We start from the raw sequence: 23221 nt of genomic DNA, 5'->3' as shown, positions 1-23221 counted from the left end.
ATGGCTGCTGAAATCACCCTGGCGATGCCGCGCAAGCAGGCGATAGGCACGTCCCGCGCCGAGCTGGGCGACCGGTTGTTTATCCAGGGCGGCAAGCTGTTGTGGTTGGGCCTGCTGATCCTGGCCGTGCTGCTGCCGCTGTTGGCGATCTTCTGGCGCGGCTTTAGTAGCGAGGCCGGGCAGGGTGGTGGCTGGCTGGCCGCGCGTGAGCTGGTGAACAGCGCTAACTTCCACTGGCTGCTGGGCAATAGCCTGAAAGTCTCGCTCAGTGTGGCGGCGCTAGTGGTGCCACTGGCTTACCTGTTTGCCTATGCCTTGCAGCGCACCTTGATCCCGGCCAAGCCACTGTGGCGCGGGCTGTCATTGCTGCCGCTGATGGCGCCGTCGATGCTGCCGGGCATTGCCCTGGTCTATCTGTTCGGCAACCAGGGCCTGTTGCGCGGGCTGGTCAGCGAAAACATCTATGGTTTCTGGGGCATTGTGCTGGGCGAGGCGATCTATACCTTCCCCCATGCCTTGATGATCCTGCTGTCGGCGCTGACGCTGGCCGACGCGCGCTTGTTCGATGCCGCGTCGAGCATGGGCGCAGGGCCCTGGAAGGCGTTTCGCAGCATTACCTGGCCGGCGACCCGGCAGGCCGTATTCGCGGCGTTCTGCCTGGTCTTTACCCTGACCATCACGGACTTTGGCGTGCCGGTAGTGGTCGGTGGCGATTACCAGGTGCTGGCGCTGGAAGCCTACAAGGCGGTGGTCGGCCAGCAGCAGTTCGGTCGAGGCGCCTTGATCGGGATGGTGCTCCTGGTTCCGGCACTACTGAGTTTTGCCGTCGATGCCTGGCTGCGCCGCCGCCAGGGTGACGCGATGAGCGGCCGCGCCCAGGTCTTTCGTCCGGCGCCGTCACGGGTCCGTGATGGCTGTTTCCTGGCGATTGTCCTGCTGATCTGCGCGGTGTTGCTGCTGGTGTTCGGCATGGCGGTGTACTCGTCGCTGGTCAAGTTCTGGCCGTACAACCTGTCGTTGTCGCTCGATCATTACTTCTTCGAGGATTCCGCCGGCGGTGGCTGGCTGGCCTATCGCAACAGCTTGACCATGGCCCTGTGCTCGGCGTTGATCGGCAGCGTGCTGATCTTTACCGGCGCCTACCTGATGGAAAAGACCGGCGGTTCGCGCGGCCTTAACCTGGTGCTGCGCATGCTCAGCTTTGTGCCGATGGCGGTACCCGGGCTGGTGTTGGGGCTGGGCTATGTCTTCTTCTTCAACCTCAACGGCAATCCGCTGCATGTGTTCTACGGCAGCATGGCGCTGTTGGTGGTCTGCACCATCGCCCATTACCTGACCACAGCGCAGATGACCGCGACCACTGCGTTGCGCCAGCTGGACGCCGAGTTCGAAGCCGCCGCGCGCTCGCTCAAGGCGCCGCTGTACCGCCATTACCTGCGCGTCACCGTGCCGATCTGCCTGCCGGCGCTGCTCGATATCGTGCGCTATCTGTTCGTTTCGGCCATGACCACCGTCTCGGCGGCGATCTTCCTCTACAGCCCCGACACCATCCTCGCGGCGGTGGCGGTGCTGAACATGGACGATGCCGGCAATGTCGGCGGCGCGGCCGCGATGTCCACCCTGATCCTGTTTACCTCGGCGAGCGTGTCCCTGCTCCTGGCCTGGGCCTCGCGCGGCTTGCTGCGCCGCTCCCAGGCCTGGCGCCAGGGCGCGCCCGGTCATTGATCCTTCCCACCGTCCAATTCACTCACCAAGGAATCGCACCATGTTCAAGCCCCTGGCTCTTGCCTCTGCTGTCCTCTGCGCCCTGAGTTTCAATGCCTTTGCCGCGAAAACCGAACTGACGGTCTACACCGCCCTGGAAGCCGAGCAACTCAAGAGCTACAAGCAGGCCTTCGAGGCGGCCAACCCGGATGTCGAGATCAAGTGGGTGCGTGATTCCACCGGGATCATCACCGCCAAGCTGCTGGCCGAAAAAGCCCGCCCACAGGCCGATGCGGTCTGGGGCCTGGCGGCATCGAGCCTGGCGATCCTCGACCAGCAGGGCATGCTGCAAAGCTATGCGCCCAAGGATCTGGCCAAGATCGGCCCGAACTACCGCGATGCGGCCAACCCGCCTAGCTGGGTCGGGATGGATGTCTGGGCCGCGACCATCTGCTTCAACACCGTCGAAGCGCAGAAGCAGGGCCTGACCAAGCCGGTGAGTTGGCAGGACCTGACCAAGCCCGAGTACAAGGGCAAGATAGTGATGCCCAACCCGGCCTCCTCGGGCACCGGCTTCCTCGATGTCAGCGCCTGGTTGCAGACCTTTGGCGAAAAGCAGGGCTGGCAGTACATGGATGACCTGCACCAGAACATCGGCCAGTACGTCCACTCCGGCTCCAAGCCATGCAAGCTGGCCGCGGCCGGTGAATTCCCGATCGGCATCTCCTTCGAATACCCGGCCGTACAGCTCAAACGTAAAGGCGCGCCGCTGGATATCGTGTTGCCCAAGGAAGGCCTGGGTTGGGAAATCGAAGCCACAGCCGTGATCAAGGGCACCCCCCATGAAGAGGCCGCGAAAAAGCTCGCTGACTTCTCCGCCAGCCCTGCGGCCATGGAGCTGTACAAGGAAAACTTCGCCGTGTTGGCCCAGCCGGGCATTGCCAAGCCGCAAACCGAACTGCCGGCCGACTACGAGCAGCGCCTGATAAAGAACGACTTTGGCTGGGCTTCGAAAAACCGCGACGCGATCCTGGCCGAGTGGCGCAAGCGCTATGACGGCAAATCAGAAAAAGTCGCTCAGTAAGACCCGCACCGCCATGGGGTTCGTTTGAGCGCCATGGCGGTTGCCCCTCGGAAAACGTATCCATGGCAAATCACAGCGATATTTTGATTGTCGGCGCCGGCATCCTGGGCCTGTCCCATGCCTATGCCGCCGCCCGGCGCGGCCTGCGGGTCAAGGTGTTCGAACGCAGCGCCACGCCCCTCGGCGCCTCGGTGCGCAACTTCGGGCAGGCCCTGGTCACCGGCCAGCCTCCCGGCATCATGCTCGACCTGGCCCGCGACAGCCGCCCGATCTGGGCGCACTGGGCGCAACACGCGGGTTTTGAACTCAAGCGCAATGGCTCGTTTCTATTCGCCCGGACCGAGGCCGAGGAGCAGTTGTTCGAAGCGTTCTGCAACGGCCGTGCGCAGACCCACGGCTATCGTGCCGAACTGCTGCGGGGCCCGGCCTTGCACGCTTTATATGATGGCCGCTTCAGCCATCATCGGGCGGCCCTGCATGGCCTCGATGACCAGCAGGTGTACTCGCGTGAAGCGTTGCCCTGCCTGATTGACTACCTGCGTCGCGAGCTGGGGGTCGAGTTTCACTTTTCCACCCTGGTGCGCGATGTCGAGCCCGGCCGCTTGCACAGCACAGCTGGGGTGTTCCACGGCGAGCAGATCATCGTCTGCTCCGGGCATGACTACCAGACCCTGTTGAGCGAGGCGCTGGCCACGCTGGCGCCGCAGGTCTGTCGCCTGCAAATGCTCCGCGCCCGGACGCTGGACAACCTGGATCTGCAGCATGCCGTGCTGACGGGGCTCAGTGGCGTGCACTACGGTGCCTTTGCCGATCTGCCGGAAGCGGCGGCGGTGCAGGCGCAGATCCTGAGCGACAGCCCGCACCTGGATGCCCATGGCATTCACCTGCTGATCAGCCCGACGCCCCATGGCGAGCTGATTATCGGCGACTCCCACGACTACGGCAGCGATGCCTCGCCGTTCAATGCCGAACAGATCGACGACTGGATGATCGAGCTGGCGCAGGACACGCTGGGCTGCAAAGTGCAGGTACTGGAGCGCTGGCAGGGTGTCTACGGTGCCCGTGGCGCCAAGCCTTTCAGTCATCTGCGGGTGGCGCCAGGCTTGAGCGCGGCGTTGATGCAGACGGGCGTGGGCATGAGCGTCGGGCCGGCGATGGCCGAGCGCAATATCGCCGGTCTGCTGGGGGAGTCGCCGTGACCGAGGTTGAACGGGTCGTTGACGAGGTGTTCGGCCTGTACCAGCGCTTTGGTGCGGCCGACTATATCGGCGAGCCGGTGTCGCAGCTCGAACATATGTCCCAGGCCGCGCAGTGCGCATTGGCCGAGGGCTTTGACGATGAGGTGGTACTGGCGGCGTTCTTCCACGATATCGGGCATATCTGTGGTGAGAGCGAGGCACAGATGGGCGGCTTTGGCATCGTCAGCCATGAGCGGCTGGGCGCCGATTACCTGCGTCGGGCCGGGTTTGGTGAGCGCTTGGCGCGGTTGGTGGAGTATCACGTGCAGGCCAAGCGTTATCTGACCTTGAGGGAACCCGGTTACTACGGGCGATTGAGTGAGGCCAGCCGACGTACCCTGGACTTTCAGGGCGGGGTGATGAGCGAGGCGGAGGCCGTCGCCTTCGAGGCCGACCCCCTGTGCGAAGTCAGCGTGCGTTTGCGCCATTGGGACGAGCAGGCCAAGGAGAGCCAGGTGCCGGTGATCGACCTTGAGCGCCTCAAAGCCATGGCCCGTCGCGTTTTGCAGGTCAGCTAGCGCCTTCGTGTCGGTGCTGGCTTCGAGCAAGGCGGGTTAAAGCTGCTCGGCCAGGGCTTCGATCTGTTCCTGGCGCTCGCTCTGGTTCAGCTTGGGGTGTTCGTTGAGCGACGACCATTGCGGGTGCGCGCGGGCCTTGTACAAGGCATCGGGCAGTTTGCCTTCGCGCCAGGCCTTGTCCGTCGGCGTAGCGACCTTGATGGTGTCCATCGCCGCATGCCCGCGCAGGTCGAGGGCGTGCAGCAGCTGGCGTTGGCGTAGGGCCAGGAGGCGCAGCACGCTGTCATCGACGCTCAGTTCACGCTCGCCCTTGAGCTTGCCCAGCAGGCGACTGCCATAGCCGCGCGCGGTCTGCAGCGCGCCCCCGGCAATCGCGCCGGCCAGGGCGGCGGCCCCGAGGGTCAGGCCACCGACCAGCAGGTCGACGCCGGCACCCGCAGCGGCGCCGGCGGCGATCCCGCCTCCGACGCGCACGCCCAGCAGCTTGAGGGTTTCCGGGTTGAACAAGTCGTCGCCCCAGCGCCCGTCCAGCAAGGGTAAATCACCGGCTGCGGCGTCCTGCGGACGAAAGGCATAGAGCTTGAGCAAGGCCTCCACACAGCGTTGTTCGCGCTGGCGTACGGCCTGGTGCAGGGCGTCGATGGCCTGGCGTTCGGCGCTACTGGCGACGCTGCGCCGGCACGCTGCGCAGTCGATCAGCAGCTCGGCGATCAGGCGCTTGGCGCTGCGCTGGCGGTTCAGGCGCTGGGTCTGCTGGTCGGCGATCAGGCGTTCCAATTGCGGTCGGGCGCTTTCCAGCAGGATCGCCAGGCTTTCATACAGTCGCCGTTCGCCATCCTGGGGAGGGGCCACGCTGTCGAAACGCACCAGCGCGTGCAGGCCGAGGCGGGCCAGGGCTTCGCGCCAGTCGGCTTCGCGCTGCTCGGCGCTGCTGACAAAATTCAGCACCGGCAGCAGCGGCTTGCCGCAACTGGCCAGCACCGACAGTTCATCGCGGTACTTGGCCAGCACCGGTTCGCGGGCATCGATTACATAGAGCCCGGCGTCCGAGGCCAGTAACTGGCGCAGCACCTTGGCTTCCTGCTCGAAACGCTGGCGCGCTTCGCTGCCGTCGAGAAAACGTGCCAGTCGTGCGGGGCCGTCAAGGCGTTCGCCAGGGCGCTCGACGCGCTCCAGGTAGTCGAGCAGGGCAATGGCATCTTCCAGCCCCGGGGTGTCGTAGAGTTCGAGCAGTGCTTCGCCTTCCACTGACAATCGCGCGCCTTCGACATGTCGGGTGGTGCTGGGGCGATGGGAGACTTCGCCGAAGCCAACATCGCGGGTCAGCGTGCGCAGCAGCGAGGTCTTGCCGACATTGGTGTGGCCGACGACGGCCAGTTTCAGGGGCTTAGTCATGGCCGGTCTCCAGCCAGGTCAGGGGCGAGCAATCGGTAAAGGGCAGTTCCAGCTGTTCCAGGGCGGCATGCCAGTCGCCCAGGCGCTCGGCGTCCAGGGCCTTGCCTGGTGGAGCCTGCAGCAGCCAGACCCGGGTGGCGGCGGCACTGCGCGCCAACTCGGCGATCAAGGCCAGGCTGCCGCGATCGGGTGAGCGACGTGGATCGCAGGCGATCACCAGGCGGGCTGGCGGAAAGCGACTCATCTGTTCGAGCAGTCGGTTGCGTGACTCGCGGCTGTCGAGAATCCCGGCGTCCTTGACCTCGGTGGCCAGGGCGGGCGGCCAGGGGCGCTGATCATCGAGTTCGATGGCCACCAGCACCGCGCCTTCGCGGGCCAGGCTCGAGCCTTCGACCTGCACCTGGTGCAACTGGGCCGGTGCGGCATCGTTGACCCCAAGGCGTTCGCTGCTGGGCATCAACACTTCGCGTAGTTGGCTGTAGCCCGGTAGGTTTAGGTCCAGCGCCAGGGCCGCGCGGCCCCGTACCCAGCGCCACCGGCAGAACCCCGCCAGCAGTAGGCGCGGTAGCACGCCATAGACCAGCAGCACGCCTACCAGCCAGGCAGCCCAGGCCTGGCGGGCGCTTTCGATATTCAGTGCTGTATCGCCACTGGCGCGGATCATCTCCACGCTAGGTACGCTGAAGCCCAGCAGGGCCGGTAGCGCACCGAGGGCCTGGGTCACGGCCACAAAGGTGTCGCCGCGCAGAATGGTGGTTTCCCAGACAAAGCCGTAGCGGCGTGTCGCCATCAGCAGTAGCAGGATCACCAGGGCGCTGAGCAGGGCCAGCAGCCACAGGCCGTGGACCAGCAGACCAATGGCCCAGCGATTGAGCCGCTGGCGCTGCAGCAATATCAACAGCGCCGGGGCCAGTTGTACGGCGCGGGCATCGCGGGCGAGCTTTGCACTGAGCCAGAGCCAGAGGCGGCCGAGGGTGGTGCCATGTTCGCCGGCAAAGACCAGGCCCACGACCCAGCTCAGCAGCATCAACAGGTTCAGGCCCAGCAGGCTGCCGACCGCCCAGAACACATTGACCGGCGCCTGGCCGTTGCCTAGGGCAGCAAAGGCCAGGCCTGCGCCGCTCAGGGCGACCAGCACCGCCAACACCAGCAAGGCCAGGCGCGCGCCCTGGAGCCAGTGCTGCAAGGCGCCGGTCAGTCCGTCGCGCTCGGCCAGCCACAGGGCGCGGTTCTGAATGCGGGTTGGCAGGTCGCCGGCCGTGGCCCGGGCGCGGCGATTGGCTTCCTGATCGTCGAGCGGGCCGGCCTGTTCTTCACGCAGGCGAACGGCTTCGGTCAGCCAGAGGCTTTGCAGCGGGGTCAAGGGGCTCACGCGACGTCCTGTTGCTCAAGGGATGCTAGAGCATAACCGCTGTGGCTTCTGCCTGCATCCAAGGCTCTGCTATCCTCGCCGACATGAAAAAAACTCTCCCCCTCAGCCTGATCGCGGCCCTCGCACAGAACCGCGTGATCGGCGTCGATAACAGCATGCCCTGGCATTTGCCGGCGGATTTCAAATATTTCAAGGCCATGACCCTCGGCAAACCGATCATCATGGGCCGCAAGACCTGGGATTCCCTGGGCCGACCCTTGCCGGGCCGCCTGAACCTGGTGGTCAGTCGCCAGGCGGGCCTGCAACTGGAGGGCGCCGAGGTGTTTGCCTCACTGGACGATGCGGTCGAGCGCGCCGAAGCCTGGGCACTGGAGCATGGCGTTGACGAGTTGATGTTGATTGGCGGGGCGCAGTTGTATGCTCAGGGCCTGGCCCACGCCGATCGGCTGTACCTGACTCGCGTGGCGTTGAGTCCGGTGGGCGATGCCTGGTTTCCCGAATTCGACCCGGCCCAGTGGCTGCTGGCCTCGAACGAGGCGCATCCGGCGACGGCTGACAAGCCGGCGTTCAATTTCGAGCTCTGGCAGCGCCGCTAAGGCACGGCGCCGCCAGGCGACAGGTTTGCCCTCAGGAGTGCGCCAGCTCGGCGTGCTCGTCGGCGTCGAGCAACGCTTTATCGGTTTGCTGCATCACCTGGCTGGTGATGACACCGGCCGTCATCGAGCCGCTGACGTTCAGTGCGGTGCGGCCCATGTCGATCAGTGGCTCGACGGAAATCAGCAGCGCCACCAGCGAGACCGGCAGGCCCATGGCCGGCAGCACGATCAGCGCGGCGAAGGTCGCGCCACCCCCGACCCCAGCCACCCCGGCCGAACTCAGGGTCACGATGGCCACCAGCGTGGCGATCCATAGCGGATCCAGCGGGTTGATCCCGACCGTCGGTGCGACCATCACCGCGAGCATGGCCGGATAGAGCCCAGCACAGCCGTTCTGGCCGATCGTCGCCCCGAACGAGGCGGCGAAGCTGGCGATGGACGGCGGGATGCCCAGGCGTCGGGTTTGCGCTTCGATGCTCAGCGGGATGCTGGCCGCGCTGGAGCGGCTGGTGAAGGCGAAGGTCAGTACCGGCCAGACCTTGCGGAAAAACCGCAGCGGGTTGACCCCGGCCAGAGACACCAGTAGGCCGTGCACCATAAACATCAGGGCCAGGCCGATGTACGAAACCACCACGAAACTGCCGAGCTTGATGATGTCTTGCAGGTTGGAGCCGGCGACCACTTTGGTCATCAGCGCCAGTACGCCGTAAGGCGTCAGCTTCATCACCAGGCGTACCAGGCGCATGACCCAGGCTTGCAGCGTGTCGATGGCGTTAAGCACTTTGCTGCCTTTTTCGACATCGTCCTTGAGCAATTGCAAGGCGGCGACACCCAGGAAGGCGGCGAAGATCACCACGCTGATGATCGACGTCGGCTTGGCGCGTGCCAGGTCGGCGAAAGGGTTCTGTGGAATAAACGACAGCAGCAATTGCGGAATATTCAGGTCCGCCACCTTGCCCGCGTAGTCGTTCTGGATGGTTTGCAGGCGGGCCAGTTCCTGGGTGCCGGCCACCAGGCCCTCGGCGGTGAGGCCGAAGAGGTTGGTCAGGCCGATGCCGACTAGCGCCGCGATCAGGGTGGTGAACAGCAGGGTACCGATGGTCAGAAAGCTGATCTTGCCCAGCGACGAAGCATTATGCAGGCGGGCCACCGCGCTGAGGATGGAGGCAAAGACCAGCGGGATCACGATCATTTGCAGCAACTGTACGTAACCGTTGCCGACCAGATCGAACCAACTGATAGAGGCCTTCAGCACCGCGCTGTCGCTGCCATAGATCGTGTGCAGGGCCAGGCCGAACGCTACACCCAGGCCCAGAGCGAGCAGTACTTTCTTGGCCAGGCTCCAGGTGGTGTGACGGGTTTGTGCCAGGCCAAGCAGCAAGGCGAGAAAGACCAACAGATTGAGGACCAACGGGACGTTCATTGAGACTCCAGAAAACGGCAGACACTCATCGCCCAGGAGGCAATAAAGAACCGGTAAGCCTAACAGCTTGAAATATAGGAATTTAATACCGTTATCGCATGGCATGTGTCGTTTTTGGAATAAGGCCGTTGCGCTATGAGGCATGGCAATGACGTGAACAGACTCTGCTGAGTCGTGTTGAGGCGGGAGGCGTCACAGGGATTTGCTAGCTTCAAACCCTCGCACTCAGGGAGAAAAAACCGATGAAGCTCGCTCCGAAACTACTGGCTGCACTGCTTTGCCTTGGATTGGCGGGTCAGTCGTTCGCCACCGAACTCAAGCATTGGCCCAAAGAACAGGCCAGGCAGTTGGAGGCGATGATTGTCGCTAATGCCAACAAGGGTAATTTCGCGGTTTTTGACATGGACAACACCAGCTACCGCTACGACCTTGAAGAGTCGCTGTTGCCGTTCATGGAAAATAAGGGGCTGATTACCCGCGAGACACTGGATCCGTCCCTGAAACTGATGCCGTTCAAAGACAGCGCCGAGCACAAGGAAAGTCTGTTCAGTTACTACTACCGGCTCTGTGAAATAGACGACATGGTCTGTTATCCCTGGGTGGCCCAAGTGTTCTCGGGGTTCACGCTCAAGGAACTGAAAGGCTATGTCGATGAGCTGATGGCCTCCGGCAAGCCGGTGCCGAGCACTTACTACGACGGCGATGTGGTGAAGACCATTGATGTTCAGCCGCCGAAGATCTTCACCGCCCAGGCCGAGTTGTATAACAAATTGATGGAGAACGGCATTGAGGTCTATGTCATGACTGCGGCTTCGGAGGAGCTGGTGCGTATGGTCGCGTCCGATCCGAAGTATGGCTACAACGTCAAACCGCAGAATGTGATCGGCGTGACCCTGCTGCTCAAGGACCGCAAGAGCGGCGAACTGACCACCGCACGCAAACAAATCAGCGCCGCCAAGTACGATGAAAAAGCCAACCTGGATCTCGAACTGACGCCTTACCTGTGGACCCCGGCGACCTGGATGGCGGGCAAGCAGGCGGCGATCCTGACGTACATTGATCAGTGGAAGAAACCCGTCCTCGTGGCTGGCGATACGCCCACCAGCGACGGCTACATGCTGTTTCACGGGGTGGACGTGGCCAAGGGCGGGATCCACTTGTGGATCAACCGCAAAGACAAGTACATGGTCCAGCTCAACGACATGATCAGCAAAAATGCCGCGGCCCAGGCCAAGGAAGGGTTGCCTGTGACCGCGGATAAAAACTGGGTCATCGTGAAGCCGGAGGAGATTCAGTAAACCCGGGATTTAAGCCTCGGGTTTTCCGACCTCAATTGTTCCTGTAGCGGCCGTGCAGGATATTGATTTTCTTGAGGAACAGAGCGCTTTAGATCGCTCAGTGAAGCGCTGGTATACGCCCATGGGTTTTTGTTGTCTGAAGAGGGAACGACCAGCGGAAGTTTCTCGTCTGACGCAATCGCTTTTATCCACTCGGGATTAAGAGGCCTTCTCAAGTTGAAGCGACCATCATCGTAGAAGCCAGTCACAATAAATTTGCCTTTGCTAGCCCATTGCCCCATCTTTTTTTTCAACTTGTCGACATACTCCGGAGCCTTGCAAACAATATTGGACCAGGGGTCAATGATCCAGCAATCTGTCCATACTTTAAAGTCAGTAGTGGCGCGTTCAGGTGGTTTGCCGACGACCGTAAAACTATGATCGTATTTGGGGATATGCCATTTTTCAACATGCGCGCCATGTTCGATGGCTTTTTTGGCGGCTGCGCTCGCCAACTCTCCACAGTTACCTGCATCGATTTTAAGTGGCGGAGAGTCAGTGATGCTTTTTTTTAACTTGCCCGCCAGAATATTAAGGGCTTGTATATTGTTCAGGTAGGTATCTTTGGCGCGGAGTCCTTTATTTCTACCCGATTTTATTTGAGCAATGTCCCTCCATTCGGGGCTTGCTTCTTCCGAGAAGTACGCTTTATTAGATGATTCTAGTCCCTCCTTATAGGCTTTCCTGACCTCTTGAGCAACCTCGGTTGCGACCTTTTCATTATTTATGGTCCTTGCGAGGAGCTCTGGCGTGGTATCCCGTTTTTCTGTGGTGCTCCCTGTGTTGCTGCAGGTTGCTCTAAAATCTGCGGAGGTTATTTTGAATTCGCCGGATTCTGTGTTTATGGCTGGACTGTGGTTAGGGCTTGCTTCTAGAGCTTGAATGCGCATATTTACTTATCCAGGATCAAGGTGAAAGTAATCGATTCTTGTTTATGTAAGGAGATGCTGTGCTGCTGCAAGTTTGGTGGTTTTCAGTGATGTATATAGTAGGCGGTCTTGTTGAGTGGCAGTTTTGTTCTAGGGGTGTTTCTTAGGTGCATGATAGTTGTGGTGAAATTTGTTTTTGATAGTTGGTTGTTCGAACTTAATAGTCGCCCTTTTGCTGTCGCGGAAATATAAGGCCCATCAGACAGCTGTTTGATTCGGGTAGAGGCCGATGCCGATCAGCGAGGTGAGTTCTAGGTGATTTAACTCACTTAGCTTAATCATCGGAGCATTCGGCACCGCCTCGCTCAATGGTAATTTGATCAGGGTATGAAGCTTGTCGATGAGCTCAACTACGAGGCTACTGGTACGGGCTAAGCGCGAGAGGATTTGAGCCTCTTTGCTGTTGGTATTATCGACTTGGGACGAAAGGGTGTCGGCTACGGCATCAATTATTCCGCGCATGCGCAAACCGAACCCGCTTTTTAGGTGGTCCAAGATTTTCTGTGCGCTCCTTTGATCCAGATCTTGGATATGCGTCTGGAGATTTGTTGTAAGGAATCTCAGCTGTATTATCGCATCCAGGCGGTTTTTAGGTTCTAAGGCCTTGCCTTCAAACGCGGCCCCTTTTTCGCAGTTATTGGCCCAATCCGCTTCGGTATCCCGAGTAAACTGCATGAACCCGCCGAGCACCGCTCCCAAGTCCGGATTCTGGGTTTTCAGGCTGCTCAGTGCTTCGTTGATCGATGTCTGTGGTTGAGGATCGGGTCTGTTGAGTAGTTTGTCGAGCCATGCGCGTACGGACGTTTTTATCCTGACGATGAAAGCTTTCAGGCTATCGAGCAATTTTAGGCGCCACGTTTTCTCGGTGCGAGCAGCCAGAGCAAGGGCGTCTTGCGGGGTACTTGTCGGCTGGTTTTGCGGGTTCCCCTTTTTGATTGCGGGCCAGTCAGAAAAGGGGAGGATGGAGAATCCTGAGGGAGCGCTGCGCATCATCAACTCCTAAATCGCTATAAGCATGTAACGACTCTAGGAAACTAGGGAGGTGAGACATACGAGTATCAGTCGCCGTTTTGAAGGTTATCGCTGCGAGCCTATTTGTATTAAAAATGCGGCGTTGACTGACAGTGACAGGTATCGAACAGGTTGCACGGGTTTCTGGGGCGATGAGTGCTGTCGGGTGTGTGCTCTAGAGCCGCTGAGCACTGTGGCACATTGAGGCCATTGTCCTGGTGCCTCCAGTACTTGCGATACTCAGAGCAACGTTCGCCCCGGACCGATCACAGAATGTCCAGGATCGGCTTGTTACGTACCGCGTCCTTGTCAGCACTGGTAGCCAGCAAGGCACAGGCCTTGAAGGCAATGGTGGCTTTATACGATTCTTAAGCTGGCAGCAGGGCTGCGACGCCAGGGAGTGCGGTGCAGGTCTCTGTGCTAATAAACGGCTATGTTGTTATTTTCTTGCGATGAACTGAGTGACGACGGTTTTCAGGTGCGAGTAGCGGCTGCATTTCTTGATGGGGGGCAACGGTTCGACGGTTTCGTGCTCGGCTAGCGGTGTTTCGCTGGTAGAGAATGCGTAGTGTTTCCACGGGTTCTTCAGTTGTTCCGAAGGAAATTCATGTTGAGATTTTTTTCCCTTTTCGAGGGCGTCGATCCAGGTCGACTTTAGTGGGGAAATTGGCACTTGCTCAACGATGATCCTGCCGTCACGGGCCCACTTTTTCATGTTCTTGATGATGGCCTGGATATAGTCCGGTGCCTTGCACGTGACCTCGGCCCAGAGGTCGACAATCCAGATGCCTTTCCAGGTTTTGAAATCCACGGTGGACTGCTCCGGCGGACGGCCAATCACGGCGAAGGCGTGGTCTTGCCCCTCGATTTCCCATACTTCGGCATAGCCTCCATAGGCGAGTGTTCTTTTTGCTGTTGCTCTGGCGAGTTCCCCGCAGTGGGCTGCATCAATTTTTAGATGGGGAAGGTCAGCGAAAATTGCCTTGTCCTCAAAGGCCCGTCGGCTTTTGGCCCGTATGGTTTTAAGGGTTTTTCGGATTTTGTTCCGTGTTGCAGTGTCCATTTGCCGAGCTTCTATGGCCTTTATTTTTTTTCTGCTGAAGCTTTCGTTCACTTCGTAATCTTTGTTCGAGGAGCCGGCACCCACCTTATAAGCGGACTTCACTTCCTGGGACACATGCAGGGCCAGTCGTTTGTTGTTGTAGGTGTTAGAGAGCAGCTCGGGGCTTTTGTCTGGAGGAGCGGCGCTGTTGTTGGTAGGGAGGCTCTTAAACTGTTCGAGCGTAACGTTCAAGGAGCGCTCCGCTCCCTCGCTAGTCGCGTGATCGCGGGACATGGCTGAAGAAATTCTTGGCATATGGATTCCTCCTAGTGGACAAGCAGAGTCTATGGTCCAGGGGGAGCCAGCAATACAGGCAAGCTTCGTAAATTTTTAGCCCTCGAATGCTGGGGCGGGTTGTACGTCAATACGTATGCGAGGTGGTGGTGGGGGCTATCGGCGTCGGGCTGGCTTGCGCCTGTTGACACGCTGGCAGGACTGTTCGGCCAAAGAAAAGCCCGGTGGTTACCGGGCTTTTCCTGAGGCAGGCGCGTGCTTAAGGAACCAGCTTGTCCAGCAAGGCCTTGTCGCGTACTGCGCCTTTGTCGGCGCTGGTGGCCAGCAGGGCATAGGCCTTGAGGGCGGTGGTGACTTTGCGCGGACGGACTTCGACCGGCCTCCAGCCTTTCTTGTCCTGTTCGGCACGGCGGCTGGCCATTTCCTCGTCGCTGATCAACAGGTTGATCGAGCGGTTTGGAATGTCGATCAGTACCTTGTCGCCATCGCGCACCAGGCCGATCGCACCGCCGGCAGCGGCTTCCGGCGAGGCGTGGCCGATGGAGAGGCCCGAGGTGCCACCGGAGAAGCGGCCGTCGGTCAGCAAGGCGCAGGCTTTGCCCAGTCCCTTGGACTTCAGATAGGAGGTCGGGTACAGCATTTCCTGCATGCCCGGGCCGCCTTTCGGGCCTTCGTAGCGGATGATCACGATATCGCCAGCCTGGACTTCGTCGGCAAGGATGCCGCGCACGGCGCTGTCCTGGCTTTCGAAGATCTTGGCGTTGCCTTCGAACACATGGATCGATTCGTCGACGCCGGCGGTTTTCACCACGCAGCCGTCCAGGGCGATATTGCCGTACAGCACGGCCAGGCCGCCTTCCTTCGAGTAGGCATGTTCGAAACTGCGGATACAGCCGTTCTCACGGTCGTCGTCCAGGGTTTCCCAACGGGTCGACTGGCTGAACGCCGTCTGGGTCGGGATCCCGGCGGGGCCGGCCTTGAAGAAGTGGTGTACGGCTTCGTCGTTGGTCTGGGTGATATCCCACTTGGCGATCGCGTCGGCCATGGACTTGCTGTGCACGGTCGGCAGGTCGGTGTGCAACAGGCCGCCACGGGCCAGGGAGCCGAGGATGCTGAAGATCCCGCCGGCACGGTGCACGTCTTCCATATGGTACTTCTGGATGTTCGGCGCGACCTTGCACAGCTGTGGCACGGTGCGCGACAGGCGATCGATATCGCGCAGGTCAAAGTCGATCTCGGCTTCCTGGGCGGCGGCCAGCAGGTGCAGGATGGTGTTGGTCGAGCCGCCCATGGCGATGTCCAGCATCATGGCGTTTTCGAAGGCCTTGAAGTTGGCGATATTACGCGGCAGGACCGATTCGTCGTTCTGGCCGTAGTACTGCTTGCACAGGTCGACAATGGTGCGCCCGGCCTGCAGGAACAGCTGCTCGCGGTCGCTATGGGTGGCCAGGGTCGAACCGTTGCCCGGCAGGGCCAGGCCCAGGGCTTCGGTCAGGCAGTTCATCGAGTTGGCGGTGAACATGCCGGAGCAGGAACCGCAGGTCGGGCAGGCGCTGCGCTCGTACTCGGCGACTTTCTCGTCAGAAGCGCTGGAGTCGGCGGCGATCACCATGGCGTCGACAAGGTCGAGGCCGTGGCTGGCCAGTTTGGTCTTGCCGGCCTCCATCGGGCCACCGGAGACGAAGATCACCGGGATATTCAGGCGCAGGGCGGCCATCAGCATGCCGGGGGTGATCTTGTCGCAGTTGGAGATGCAGACAATGGCGTCGGCACAGTGGGCGTTGACCATGTATTCGACCGAGTCGGCGATGATTTCGCGACTGGGCAGCGAATAGAGCATGCCGTCATGGCCCATGGCGATGCCGTCATCCACGGCAATGGTGTTGAATTCCTTGGCCACGCCACCGGCGCGTTCGATTTCGCGGGCGACCAGTTGGCCCATGTCCTTGAGGTGGACGTGGCCAGGGACGAATTGGGTGAACGAGTTGGCAACGGCGATAATCGGCTTCTTGAAGTCGTCATCCTTCATCCCCGTGGCGCGCCACAGGGCACGGGCGCCGGCCATGTTGCGGCCGTGGGTGGATGTTTTCGAGCGGTAATCAGGCATGGAGCACTCCGGGCGGCTAATCAGGTACACAAAGGGAAGTGAGCTTCTATTGACGTCCTGAACACGCCGAAAATGGCCGGGTGTCCGGATGATGCCGTAGACGTTGCGGGATCGCCGCGCGTCGAGGCCTGAGCTCATAAACCCGCCGGGGGATGACTGGCGATGAATCTGGCGATTCTACACCGCTGGCGCCAGGAAGGAACGGGCGTGGGTGTTCAAGCCTGAGTTGACGGTGTGCACAATGACCCGCTGGCTTACAGCACCCTAGGTAAACTGGCGTGCTACACAGAGCAGCTCTACAAGGTCGCGCATCGCCGCGAGTATCAGGGGAGGGTTGGCGGTGGGAGATGAGGTGGATTCAGGCAAGCGAATGTTGATGTACTACCTGGGCATCGGTGGGGCGCAGGGTCTTGTGCTGTGGTGGGGCGTGCTCAAGGGCGGGCTGGTGGGGCCCGCGGTGTTTGCCGTGACGGCGGCCCTGGTGGGGGGCTTGTTGCTGCAACTCCTGGGCCGGCATGCCTGGAGCGCAGCGGCACTGGCCCAGTCGTTGGTGGTCACGGTCGTGTTGGCAGTACTGGTGAGCGTGGCGGTGAATCAGTGGGATATAGGCTTTTCACGGGTGTATGAAGGGGTGGCGGGGCTGGCGCTATTGACGATCGCCAGTGCGGCATGGATCGGTGAACGACAGCGTTGCGGGGTCGGGCGCTCGTGCCTCGACGGTGTCGTGATCGTGGCGTTGGCCCTGCCATTGCCCTGGGCCGCTCAGTGGGCGAGTCATCTTTGGCAAACCTGGCAGCACACTGATCCGTTCAAGAGCGATGCTTCGGCACTGCTGTATTTCGTTCGCCCCATGGGGTTGTTTGCGTTGGGGGTGTACTGCGCATGCCGTGGTCGTGCGGCATTACTGCAAGGTTGGCCGCGCACCGCGCCGCGCTGAAGTTTTTGCCTGGACGAATGCCAAAAAGCTCGCCCCTGCTGCCGCTCGTGAGTAACACGAGCTTCGCAGGGGCGAGCTTTTCGGCATCGCGTGGCGTCCAGACTGGACGCCAACGGTTTAGCTGTTGGGCAGCAACCGGCAGGTGATGCTCTTGATGTAGCGGGTTTCCTGGATGGCCGGGTGCACCGGGTGATCCGGGCCCTGGCCGCCGCGTTCCAGCAGCTGGATATTGCGATCCAGGTGGCGGGCGCTGGTCAGCAGGATGTTCTGCAGATCATCTTCCGGCAGGTGCATGGAGCACGATGCGCTGACCAGGATGCCGTCCTTGTTGAGCAGGCGCATGGCTTGCTCGTTCAAGCGGCGGTAGGCGCCTTCGCCGTTTTTCATGTCCTTCTTGCGCTTGATGAAGGCGGGCGGGTCGGCCACGATCACGTCAAAGCGCTCTTCGCTGGCCTTCAGCTCTTTCAGGGCCTCGAAGACGTCGCCTTCGATGCAGGTCATTTTCTCGGCGACACCGTTCAGTGCGGCGTTACGTTCCACGCCATCGAGGGCGAAGGCCGAGGCGTCGACGCAGAACACTTCGCTGGCGCCGAAGGCTGCGGCCTGCACGCCCCAGCCGCCGATGTAGCTATACAGGTCCAGGACGCGCTTGCCCTTGGCATAAGGGGCCAGGCGGGCGCGGTTCATGCGGTGGTCGTAGAACCAGCCGGTTTTCTGGCCCTGGATAACGGGGGCTTCGAACTTCACGCCGTTTTCTTCCAGGGCAACCCACTCCGGAACCAGGCCGAACACGGTTTCGACGTAACGGTTGAGGCCTTCGGCATCGCGTGCCGCGGAGTCGTTCTTGAACAGGATGCCGCTTGGCTTGAGCACCTGGGTCAGGGCCGCGATCACGTCATCCTTGTGGGCTTCCATGGTCGCGGAGGCAATCTGCACCACGAGGATGTCGCCGAAACGGTCGACCACCAGGCCCGGCAGCAGGTCGGAGTCGCCGTAGACCAGGCGGTAGAACGGCTTGTCGAACAGGCGTTCGCGCAGCGACAGGGCAACGTTCAGGCGGTGCACCAGCAGCGACTTGTCCAGGAGGACCTTGATGTCGCGCGACACCAGGCGGGCGCAGATCAGGTTGTTCGGGCTCATGGCCACGATGCCCAGGGGCTTGCCGCCGGCGGCTTCGAGCAGGGCCTGGTCACCGGCCTTGAAGCCGTGGAGCGGGGTGGCCGTTACGTCGATTTCGTTGCTGTAGACCCACAGGTGGCCGTTGCGCAGGCGACGGTCGGCATTGGCTTTGAGGCGCAGGCTGGGCAGGGACATGACGTCGCTCCGGAAAAAAGAGCGGAATTATAGCCTTAGACGCCCGTCTCGGGTTTGGCTGTTTCAGCGCATTGCGTCGGATCTAACACCCATCTATCAAAATATTTCCGCTAGAATCGCAGGCCAGTCCAGAGTGCGAACCCATGCCCCCAGAGCTTTCCTCCGAGCAGATCCAACAGTCCTTGCAAGGCATCAGCGTGCCGCCTCAACCGCAGATCATGGTGGATCTGCAGATGGAGCAGTACATGCCCGATCCGGATCTGGAGGTGATTGCCCGCTTGATTTCTCAGGACCCGGGGCTTGCCGGGGCGCTGCTCAAGATCGTCAATTCGTCCTATTACGGCCTGGCGAACAAGATTGCTTCGATCCAGCGCGCCGTGAACCTGCTGGGCAGCCGCTCGATCATCAACTTGATCAACGCGCTGTCCATCAAGGGTGAGATGAACGATGACACGATCGTCACGCTCAGCCGCTTCTGGGACACCGCCCAGGATGTGGCGATGACCAGCCTGACCCTGGCCAAGCGCACCGGCTCGCAGGCGTGCGACGAAGCTTATGCCCTGGGGCTGTTCCATGATTGTGGCGTGCCGCTGATGCTCAAGCGTTTCCCCAATTACATACAGGTGCTGGAGCAGGCCTATGCCAATGCCGGCCCGCAGCAGCGCGTGGTGGACACGGAAAACCAGGCGTTCAATACCAACCACGCCGTGGTCGGCTACTTCACGGCCAAGTCCTGGCGCCTGCCGGAGCACGTCACGACCGCGATTGCCAATCACCACAATGCGTTGGCAATCTTCAGCGACGAGTCGACCCGCAACAGCCAGTTGAAGAACCTGCTGGCGATCCTCAAAATGGCCGAGCATATCTGTGCCTCTCATCGGGTGCTGGGTAACCAGACCGACGATCACGAGTGGGACAGCATCGGCCATCTGGTCCTCGATTATGTCGGCCTGACCGACTATGACTTCGAGAACCTCAAGGAAACCATTCGCGAACTGGGCGCTCATCACTGATCGTCCCGGTCGCCTGAGCGGAATACCCCATGCCTGAATTGCCAGAAGTCGAAACCACCCGGCGCGGTATCGCCCCGCATCTGGAGGGCCAGCGCGTCAGCCGGGTGATCGTGCGTGATCGACGTCTGCGCTGGCCGATTCCGGAAGACCTCGATGTGCGCTTGTCCGGCCAGCGGATTGTCGAGGTGCAGCGGCGGGCCAAGTACCTGCTGATCAATGCCGAGGTTGGCACCTTGATCAGTCACTTGGGCATGTCGGGCAACCTGCGTCTGGTGGAAATCGGTATGCCGGCTGCTCGGCACGAGCATGTGGATATCGAACTGGAGTCGGGCCTGGCCCTGCGCTATACCGACCCGCGACGCTTCGGTGCGATGCTCTGGAGCCTCGATCCGCTGAATCATCCGTTGCTGATCAAGCTGGGGCCGGAACCGTTGACGGATCTGTTTGACGGCGAGCGCCTGTTTCAGCTGTCCCGTGGCCGTTCGATGGCGGTCAAGCCGTTCATCATGGATAACGCGGTAGTGGTGGGGGTGGGCAATATCTATGCGACCGAGGCGCTGTTTGCCGCTGGCATCGATCCACGCCGCGAAGCGGGCAGTATCTCCCGGGCGCGCTACCTGAAGCTGGCCATCGAGATCAAGCGCATCCTGACCCACGCCATCGAGCGCGGCGGGACCACGTTGCGCGATTTTATCGGTGGCGACGGCCAGCCGGGTTATTTCCAGCAGGAACTGTTTGTCTATGGCCGGGGTGGGGAGCATTGCAAGGTCTGCGCGACGGAGTTGCGCGAGGTCCGCCTGGGCCAGCGCGCCAGCGTCTATTGCCCGCGTTGCCAGCGTTGACCTGACAAGCCGCCAATCGCTGTTTATAGTGAGTCTTTGCCCTTCGCCGTGTTGCTCAAGGACCGTGCCATGAATCCGTTTCGTACCCTTGCCTTCCTGCTGGCCTTGAGCTTTGGCCTGCAAGCCGTGCCGACCCTGGCTTCGGAGGGGAGTGCCGACCCGCTGTACAACGTCGAAGCTCCACCGGCCTATGCCATGGTGGCTGATTTGGTGATCGCTCGACCGCTATTGATTGCTGCCACGGTGATTGGCGCGGGATTGTTTGTGATTGCGCTACCGTTCGCTGCGACCGGTGGTGGCATTGGGGCTGCGGGCAAAGCCTTGGTGGTTGACCCGGGTAAGGCGGCGTTTGTGCGTTGCCTGGGCTGCACGGGTGATGGTTACAACGAGCGCGAGTAGCCAAAAACAATCACGAGCACGTCCTGCCTACGGGGACATTGCTGTTTGCAGGGGCGGTGGTGCTCGTGAATGATCGTGTAAAAGGCCTTAGGCCTTGCCGGTAATCAGCCGGTACTTCTCCATCAGTTGCTCTTCGGTTTCCGGGTGCGCTTCATCCAGCGGGATGCAGTCGACCGGGCAAACCTGCTGGCACTGTGGTTCGTCATAGTGGCCCACGCATTGCGTGCACAGGTTCGGGTCGATCACGTAGATCTCTTCGCCCTGGGAAATGGCAGCGTTAGGGCACTCGGGCTCGCAGACGTCGCAATTGATGCAATCGTCGGTGATGATCAGGGACATCGGGTACTCCTGCCGGGGCGTCAGGCCCAGGCATCTGAAATCGAATGCGCGCAATTGTGCCGCATTGGCGCCCGCAGTGCACGCGGGCGCCGAGGGGTGGCGTGATTACTTCTTGAAGCGCAGGGTCAGGGCGTCGGCGACTGCCGGGTGAACGAACTTGCTGATATCGCCGCCCAGGGCCGCGATTTCACGGACGAGCGTCGAGGAGATAAACGAATAACGCTCCGAAGGCGTGAGAAACAGGCTTTCCACGTCGGGCGCCAACTGGCGGTTCATATTGGCCAGCTGGAATTCGTACTCGAAGTCCGAGACTGCCCGCAGGCCGCGTAGGAACACATTGGCGTTCTGCTCCTTGGCGAAATGCGCGAGCAGGGTGGAAAACCCCACGACTTCGACATTCGGCAGGTGCTTGGTCACCTCGCGGGCCAGCTCCACACGTTGCTCCAGAGGGAACAGCGGGTTTTTCTTGGGGCTGGCGGCAACGGCAATGATCACGTGGTCGAACAGGCGCGAAGCACGCTCGACCAGATCGCCATGGCCCTTGGTAATAGGGTCGAAGGTGCCTGGGTACAACACTCGGTTCATCGCTTCGTCCTGGCGGGAGTCCGTTGAGGTGTCGGATGGTAGCGCAGCCGTCCCGGTCGGCCAAGTCGCCATTAGGGGAAGAAAGCACTATAGATGCGACGAATAATTCGCTTTCAGGCATTTTTCAGGCGCTCGGCCAGGGCGCTCGCCAACTGGGCCGTGAGCCCGTAGACCGACAGTTGGGGGTTGGCGCCGATGCTGGTGGGAAACAATGAGCCATCATGGATCGACAGGTTGCTCAGGTGATGATGCCGGCCCAGGCTGTCGGCGACGGCCAGTGTGCTGTCCTCGCCCATGGCGCAGCCGCCCATGACGTGGGCGCTGCCCAGGCGAGTGCGGTACAGCTCCATGCTCAGGCTGTCGATCAACTGGCGGGCGTCTTGCAGGCGGGTGACATAGCCCGCGTCGGCATGCAGGGGCAGTACGGCTTTGGCGCCTGCGGCAAACTGGATTTCGGCCATGCTGTGGAAGGCCCGGCGCAGCCCGTCCCAGGCATAGGGGGAAACCTGGTAGTCGAGTACCGGCGTGCCATCGCCCCGTAACTCCACGGCGCCGCCCTGGCTGCCTTCATGGAAACCGTCGCGCATCAGCGCCAGCATCATATGGGTGTGCGGCAGGTGCTCCATGCGCAAGGCGCTTTGCTCACCGAGCCCGCCAAGCAGGGTGCTGGCAAAGGCGGGCTGGAGCGGCGGGACTTCGAGTTTGTAGGACATCTTTCCGGTGGTGCCATCCTGCCACTGGAAGTGATCGGAGTAGATCGACTGGGGCGCGCCGTAGAAGGGATTGACCACCTCGGAAAACTGCCCGGCGGAAAAATTCACCAGGTGCAGGAAGGTGCGTTTGCCCACGCGATCATGGGGGTCTGGCGTCTTGGAGCGCAGCAGCAGGGCGGGGCTGTTGATGCCGCCGCCCGCCAGCACATAGTGGCGGGCCTTGACCATGATTTTGCGCCCATTGGGGGCGACGCAGCGTGCATCCATGCCCACACATTCCAGCCCTGACACATGATCGCCGCTCAGTTGCAGGCGCTCGGCTCGGGCCAGGTAAAGCAGTTCACCGCCGCGCTCCAGGGCTGCCGGGATGGTGGTGACCAACATCGACTGCTTGGCATTGGTCGGGCATCCCATGCCGCAGTAGCCCAGGTTCCAGCAGCCGCGCACGTTGCGCGGGATCACCTTCCAGCCGTAGCCGAGTTTTTCACAGCCATTGCGGATCACGTCGTTGTTGGCATTGGGCGGCATGGCCCAGGGCGCGACGCCCAGGCGCTGCTCCATCTTTTCGAACCAGGGCGCCATGTCCTCGGCGCTGTGGCCCTTGACGGCAAACTCGCTGGCCCAGTGTTCCAGGGTCGGAGTCGGTGTGCGAAAACTCGAGGTCCAGTTGATCAGCGTGGTGCCACCGACAGCCCGGCCTTGCAGGATGGTGATGGCGCCATCCTTGCTCATGCGCCCGATGCCTTCCTGGTAGAGGCTGGTGTAGGCCTCGTCTTCGAGCATCTTGAAGTCGCTGCTGGTCTTGAGCGGCCCTTCTTCGATCAGCAGGACCTTGTAGCCGGCGGCGCTGAGGATCTCGGCGGTGGTCCCGCCGCCGGCACCGCTGCCGATAATCGCCACGTCGGCCTCGAGGGTGAGGTCTTGTTCGAGCTGCGAACCGTCATAGGTTTTCCAGCCACGGCTCAGGCCTTCGCGAAACGGATCAGGTACAGGCATCTCTGGGCTCTCTTTTCTTATTGTTAGGAGGAT

General features: G+C 61.2%; 21 protein-coding genes. 10 read left to right on the top strand and 11 right to left on the bottom strand.

The window, feature by feature from the left end:
• The 4 genes from NPS46_RS13020 to NPS46_RS13005 all read left to right on the top strand — a co-directional run bounded on the left by NPS46_RS13020 (position 1) and on the right by NPS46_RS13005 (position 4544).
• Complete coding sequence (locus tag NPS46_RS13020) at positions 1-1725, top strand: putative 2-aminoethylphosphonate ABC transporter permease subunit (protein ID WP_274107730.1); 1725 nt, start codon at positions 1-3, stop codon at positions 1723-1725.
• A gap of 40 nt (positions 1726-1765) precedes the next feature.
• Positions 1766-2788, top strand: a complete 1023-nt coding sequence (locus tag NPS46_RS13015) for a putative 2-aminoethylphosphonate ABC transporter substrate-binding protein (RefSeq protein ID WP_274107729.1) — start codon at positions 1766-1768, stop codon at positions 2786-2788.
• A 62-nt stretch (positions 2789-2850) separates the two neighbouring features.
• Positions 2851-3987 carry a TIGR03364 family FAD-dependent oxidoreductase gene (locus tag NPS46_RS13010; RefSeq protein WP_274107727.1) on the top strand — a complete coding sequence of 379 codons (1137 nt, stop codon included), beginning with the start codon at positions 2851-2853 and terminating at the stop codon, positions 3985-3987.
• On the top strand, positions 3984-4544 hold the full coding sequence (locus NPS46_RS13005) for a phosphonate degradation HD-domain oxygenase (RefSeq protein WP_274107725.1): 561 nt from the start codon (positions 3984-3986) through the stop codon (positions 4542-4544). Before NPS46_RS13010 ends, NPS46_RS13005 begins: the two co-directional genes overlap by 4 nt.
• A gap of 36 nt (positions 4545-4580) precedes the next feature.
• On the opposite strand, the gene NPS46_RS13000 is transcribed toward NPS46_RS13005, so the two are convergent.
• Together NPS46_RS13000 and NPS46_RS12995 are read right to left on the bottom strand one after the other, a co-directional pair.
• Positions 4581-5939, bottom strand: coding sequence for a DUF3482 domain-containing protein (locus tag NPS46_RS13000; RefSeq protein ID WP_274107723.1), 1359 nt, complete (start codon positions 5937-5939; stop codon positions 4581-4583).
• Positions 5932-7311 carry a DUF2868 domain-containing protein gene (locus NPS46_RS12995; protein ID WP_274107721.1) on the bottom strand — a complete coding sequence of 460 codons (1380 nt, stop codon included), beginning with the start codon at positions 7309-7311 and terminating at the stop codon, positions 5932-5934. Before NPS46_RS12995 ends, NPS46_RS13000 begins: the two co-directional genes overlap by 8 nt.
• Before the next feature lie 83 nt (positions 7312-7394).
• Between NPS46_RS12995 and NPS46_RS12990 the strand changes: the two genes are divergently transcribed.
• Positions 7395-7907, top strand: coding sequence for a dihydrofolate reductase (locus NPS46_RS12990; protein ID WP_274107719.1), 513 nt, complete (start codon positions 7395-7397; stop codon positions 7905-7907).
• A gap of 31 nt (positions 7908-7938) precedes the next feature.
• Here the strand turns inward: NPS46_RS12990 and NPS46_RS12985 are convergent, their stop codons facing one another.
• Entirely contained in the window at positions 7939-9330 is a 1392-nt protein-coding gene (locus NPS46_RS12985) for an L-cystine transporter (RefSeq protein ID WP_274107717.1), read from the bottom strand.
• A 242-nt stretch (positions 9331-9572) separates the two neighbouring features.
• Between NPS46_RS12985 and NPS46_RS12980 the strand changes: the two genes are divergently transcribed.
• Positions 9573-10628, top strand: coding sequence for a haloacid dehalogenase-like hydrolase (locus tag NPS46_RS12980; protein ID WP_274107715.1), 1056 nt, complete (start codon positions 9573-9575; stop codon positions 10626-10628).
• Here the strand turns inward: NPS46_RS12980 and NPS46_RS12975 are convergent.
• The 4 genes from NPS46_RS12975 to ilvD form a co-directional block, all read right to left on the bottom strand.
• Positions 10622-11557, bottom strand: coding sequence for a hypothetical protein (locus NPS46_RS12975; RefSeq protein WP_274107713.1), 936 nt, complete (start codon positions 11555-11557; stop codon positions 10622-10624). The genes NPS46_RS12980 and NPS46_RS12975 overlap by 7 nt on opposite strands.
• A 237-nt stretch (positions 11558-11794) precedes the next feature.
• Complete coding sequence (locus tag NPS46_RS12970; protein WP_274107711.1) at positions 11795-12586, bottom strand: hypothetical protein; 792 nt, start codon at positions 12584-12586, stop codon at positions 11795-11797.
• 460 nt (positions 12587-13046) lie between these two features.
• Positions 13047-13943, bottom strand: coding sequence for a hypothetical protein (locus tag NPS46_RS12965; RefSeq protein ID WP_274107709.1), 897 nt, complete (start codon positions 13941-13943; stop codon positions 13047-13049).
• Between the two features lie 259 nt (positions 13944-14202).
• A complete protein-coding gene (gene ilvD / locus NPS46_RS12960; RefSeq protein WP_274107707.1) occupies positions 14203-16050 on the bottom strand; it encodes a dihydroxy-acid dehydratase in 1848 nt (615 codons plus the stop codon).
• A 370-nt stretch (positions 16051-16420) separates the two neighbouring features.
• On the opposite strand from ilvD, the gene NPS46_RS12955 reads away from it, so the two are divergent.
• Positions 16421-16987, top strand: coding sequence for a hypothetical protein (locus tag NPS46_RS12955; protein WP_274107705.1), 567 nt, complete (start codon positions 16421-16423; stop codon positions 16985-16987).
• Positions 16988-17104: 117 nt separating this feature from the next.
• Here the strand turns inward: NPS46_RS12955 and NPS46_RS12950 are convergent, their stop codons facing one another.
• A complete protein-coding gene (locus NPS46_RS12950; RefSeq protein ID WP_274107703.1) occupies positions 17105-18301 on the bottom strand; it encodes a class I SAM-dependent rRNA methyltransferase in 1197 nt (398 codons plus the stop codon).
• Between the two features lie 197 nt (positions 18302-18498).
• On the opposite strand from NPS46_RS12950, the gene NPS46_RS12945 reads away from it, so the two are divergent.
• From NPS46_RS12945 to NPS46_RS12935, 3 genes are all read left to right on the top strand, one after another.
• Positions 18499-19314, top strand: coding sequence for an HDOD domain-containing protein (locus NPS46_RS12945; protein WP_274108073.1), 816 nt, complete (start codon positions 18499-18501; stop codon positions 19312-19314).
• 29 nt (positions 19315-19343) lie between these two features.
• The gene (gene mutM / locus NPS46_RS12940; protein WP_274107701.1) at positions 19344-20156 is read left to right on the top strand and encodes a bifunctional DNA-formamidopyrimidine glycosylase/DNA-(apurinic or apyrimidinic site) lyase; all 813 of its coding nucleotides are present in this window, start codon (positions 19344-19346) and stop codon (positions 20154-20156) included.
• A gap of 69 nt (positions 20157-20225) precedes the next feature.
• On the top strand, positions 20226-20555 hold the full coding sequence (locus NPS46_RS12935; RefSeq protein WP_274107699.1) for a multidrug transporter: 330 nt from the start codon (positions 20226-20228) through the stop codon (positions 20553-20555).
• An 87-nt stretch (positions 20556-20642) separates the two neighbouring features.
• Here NPS46_RS12935 and NPS46_RS12930 read toward each other — a convergent pair whose 3' ends face one another.
• From NPS46_RS12930 to NPS46_RS12920, 3 genes are all read right to left on the bottom strand, one after another.
• Positions 20643-20894 carry a YfhL family 4Fe-4S dicluster ferredoxin gene (locus tag NPS46_RS12930; protein ID WP_003213796.1) on the bottom strand — a complete coding sequence of 84 codons (252 nt, stop codon included), beginning with the start codon at positions 20892-20894 and terminating at the stop codon, positions 20643-20645.
• 105 nt (positions 20895-20999) lie between these two features.
• A complete protein-coding gene (gene coaD, locus NPS46_RS12925) occupies positions 21000-21479 on the bottom strand; it encodes a pantetheine-phosphate adenylyltransferase (protein WP_003229157.1) in 480 nt (159 codons plus the stop codon).
• A 113-nt stretch (positions 21480-21592) separates the two neighbouring features.
• Positions 21593-23188 carry a GMC family oxidoreductase gene (locus NPS46_RS12920; RefSeq protein ID WP_274107696.1) on the bottom strand — a complete coding sequence of 532 codons (1596 nt, stop codon included), beginning with the start codon at positions 23186-23188 and terminating at the stop codon, positions 21593-21595.
• Between the last annotated feature and the right edge of the window lie 33 nt (positions 23189-23221).

Source organism: Pseudomonas putida, from assembly GCF_028682395.1.
Taxonomy (GTDB): Bacteria; Pseudomonadota; Gammaproteobacteria; order Pseudomonadales; family Pseudomonadaceae; genus Aquipseudomonas; species Aquipseudomonas putida_AB.
The sequence above is the reverse complement of the archived record's forward strand: the minus strand, read 5'-3'. Positions and strand labels throughout refer to the sequence as shown.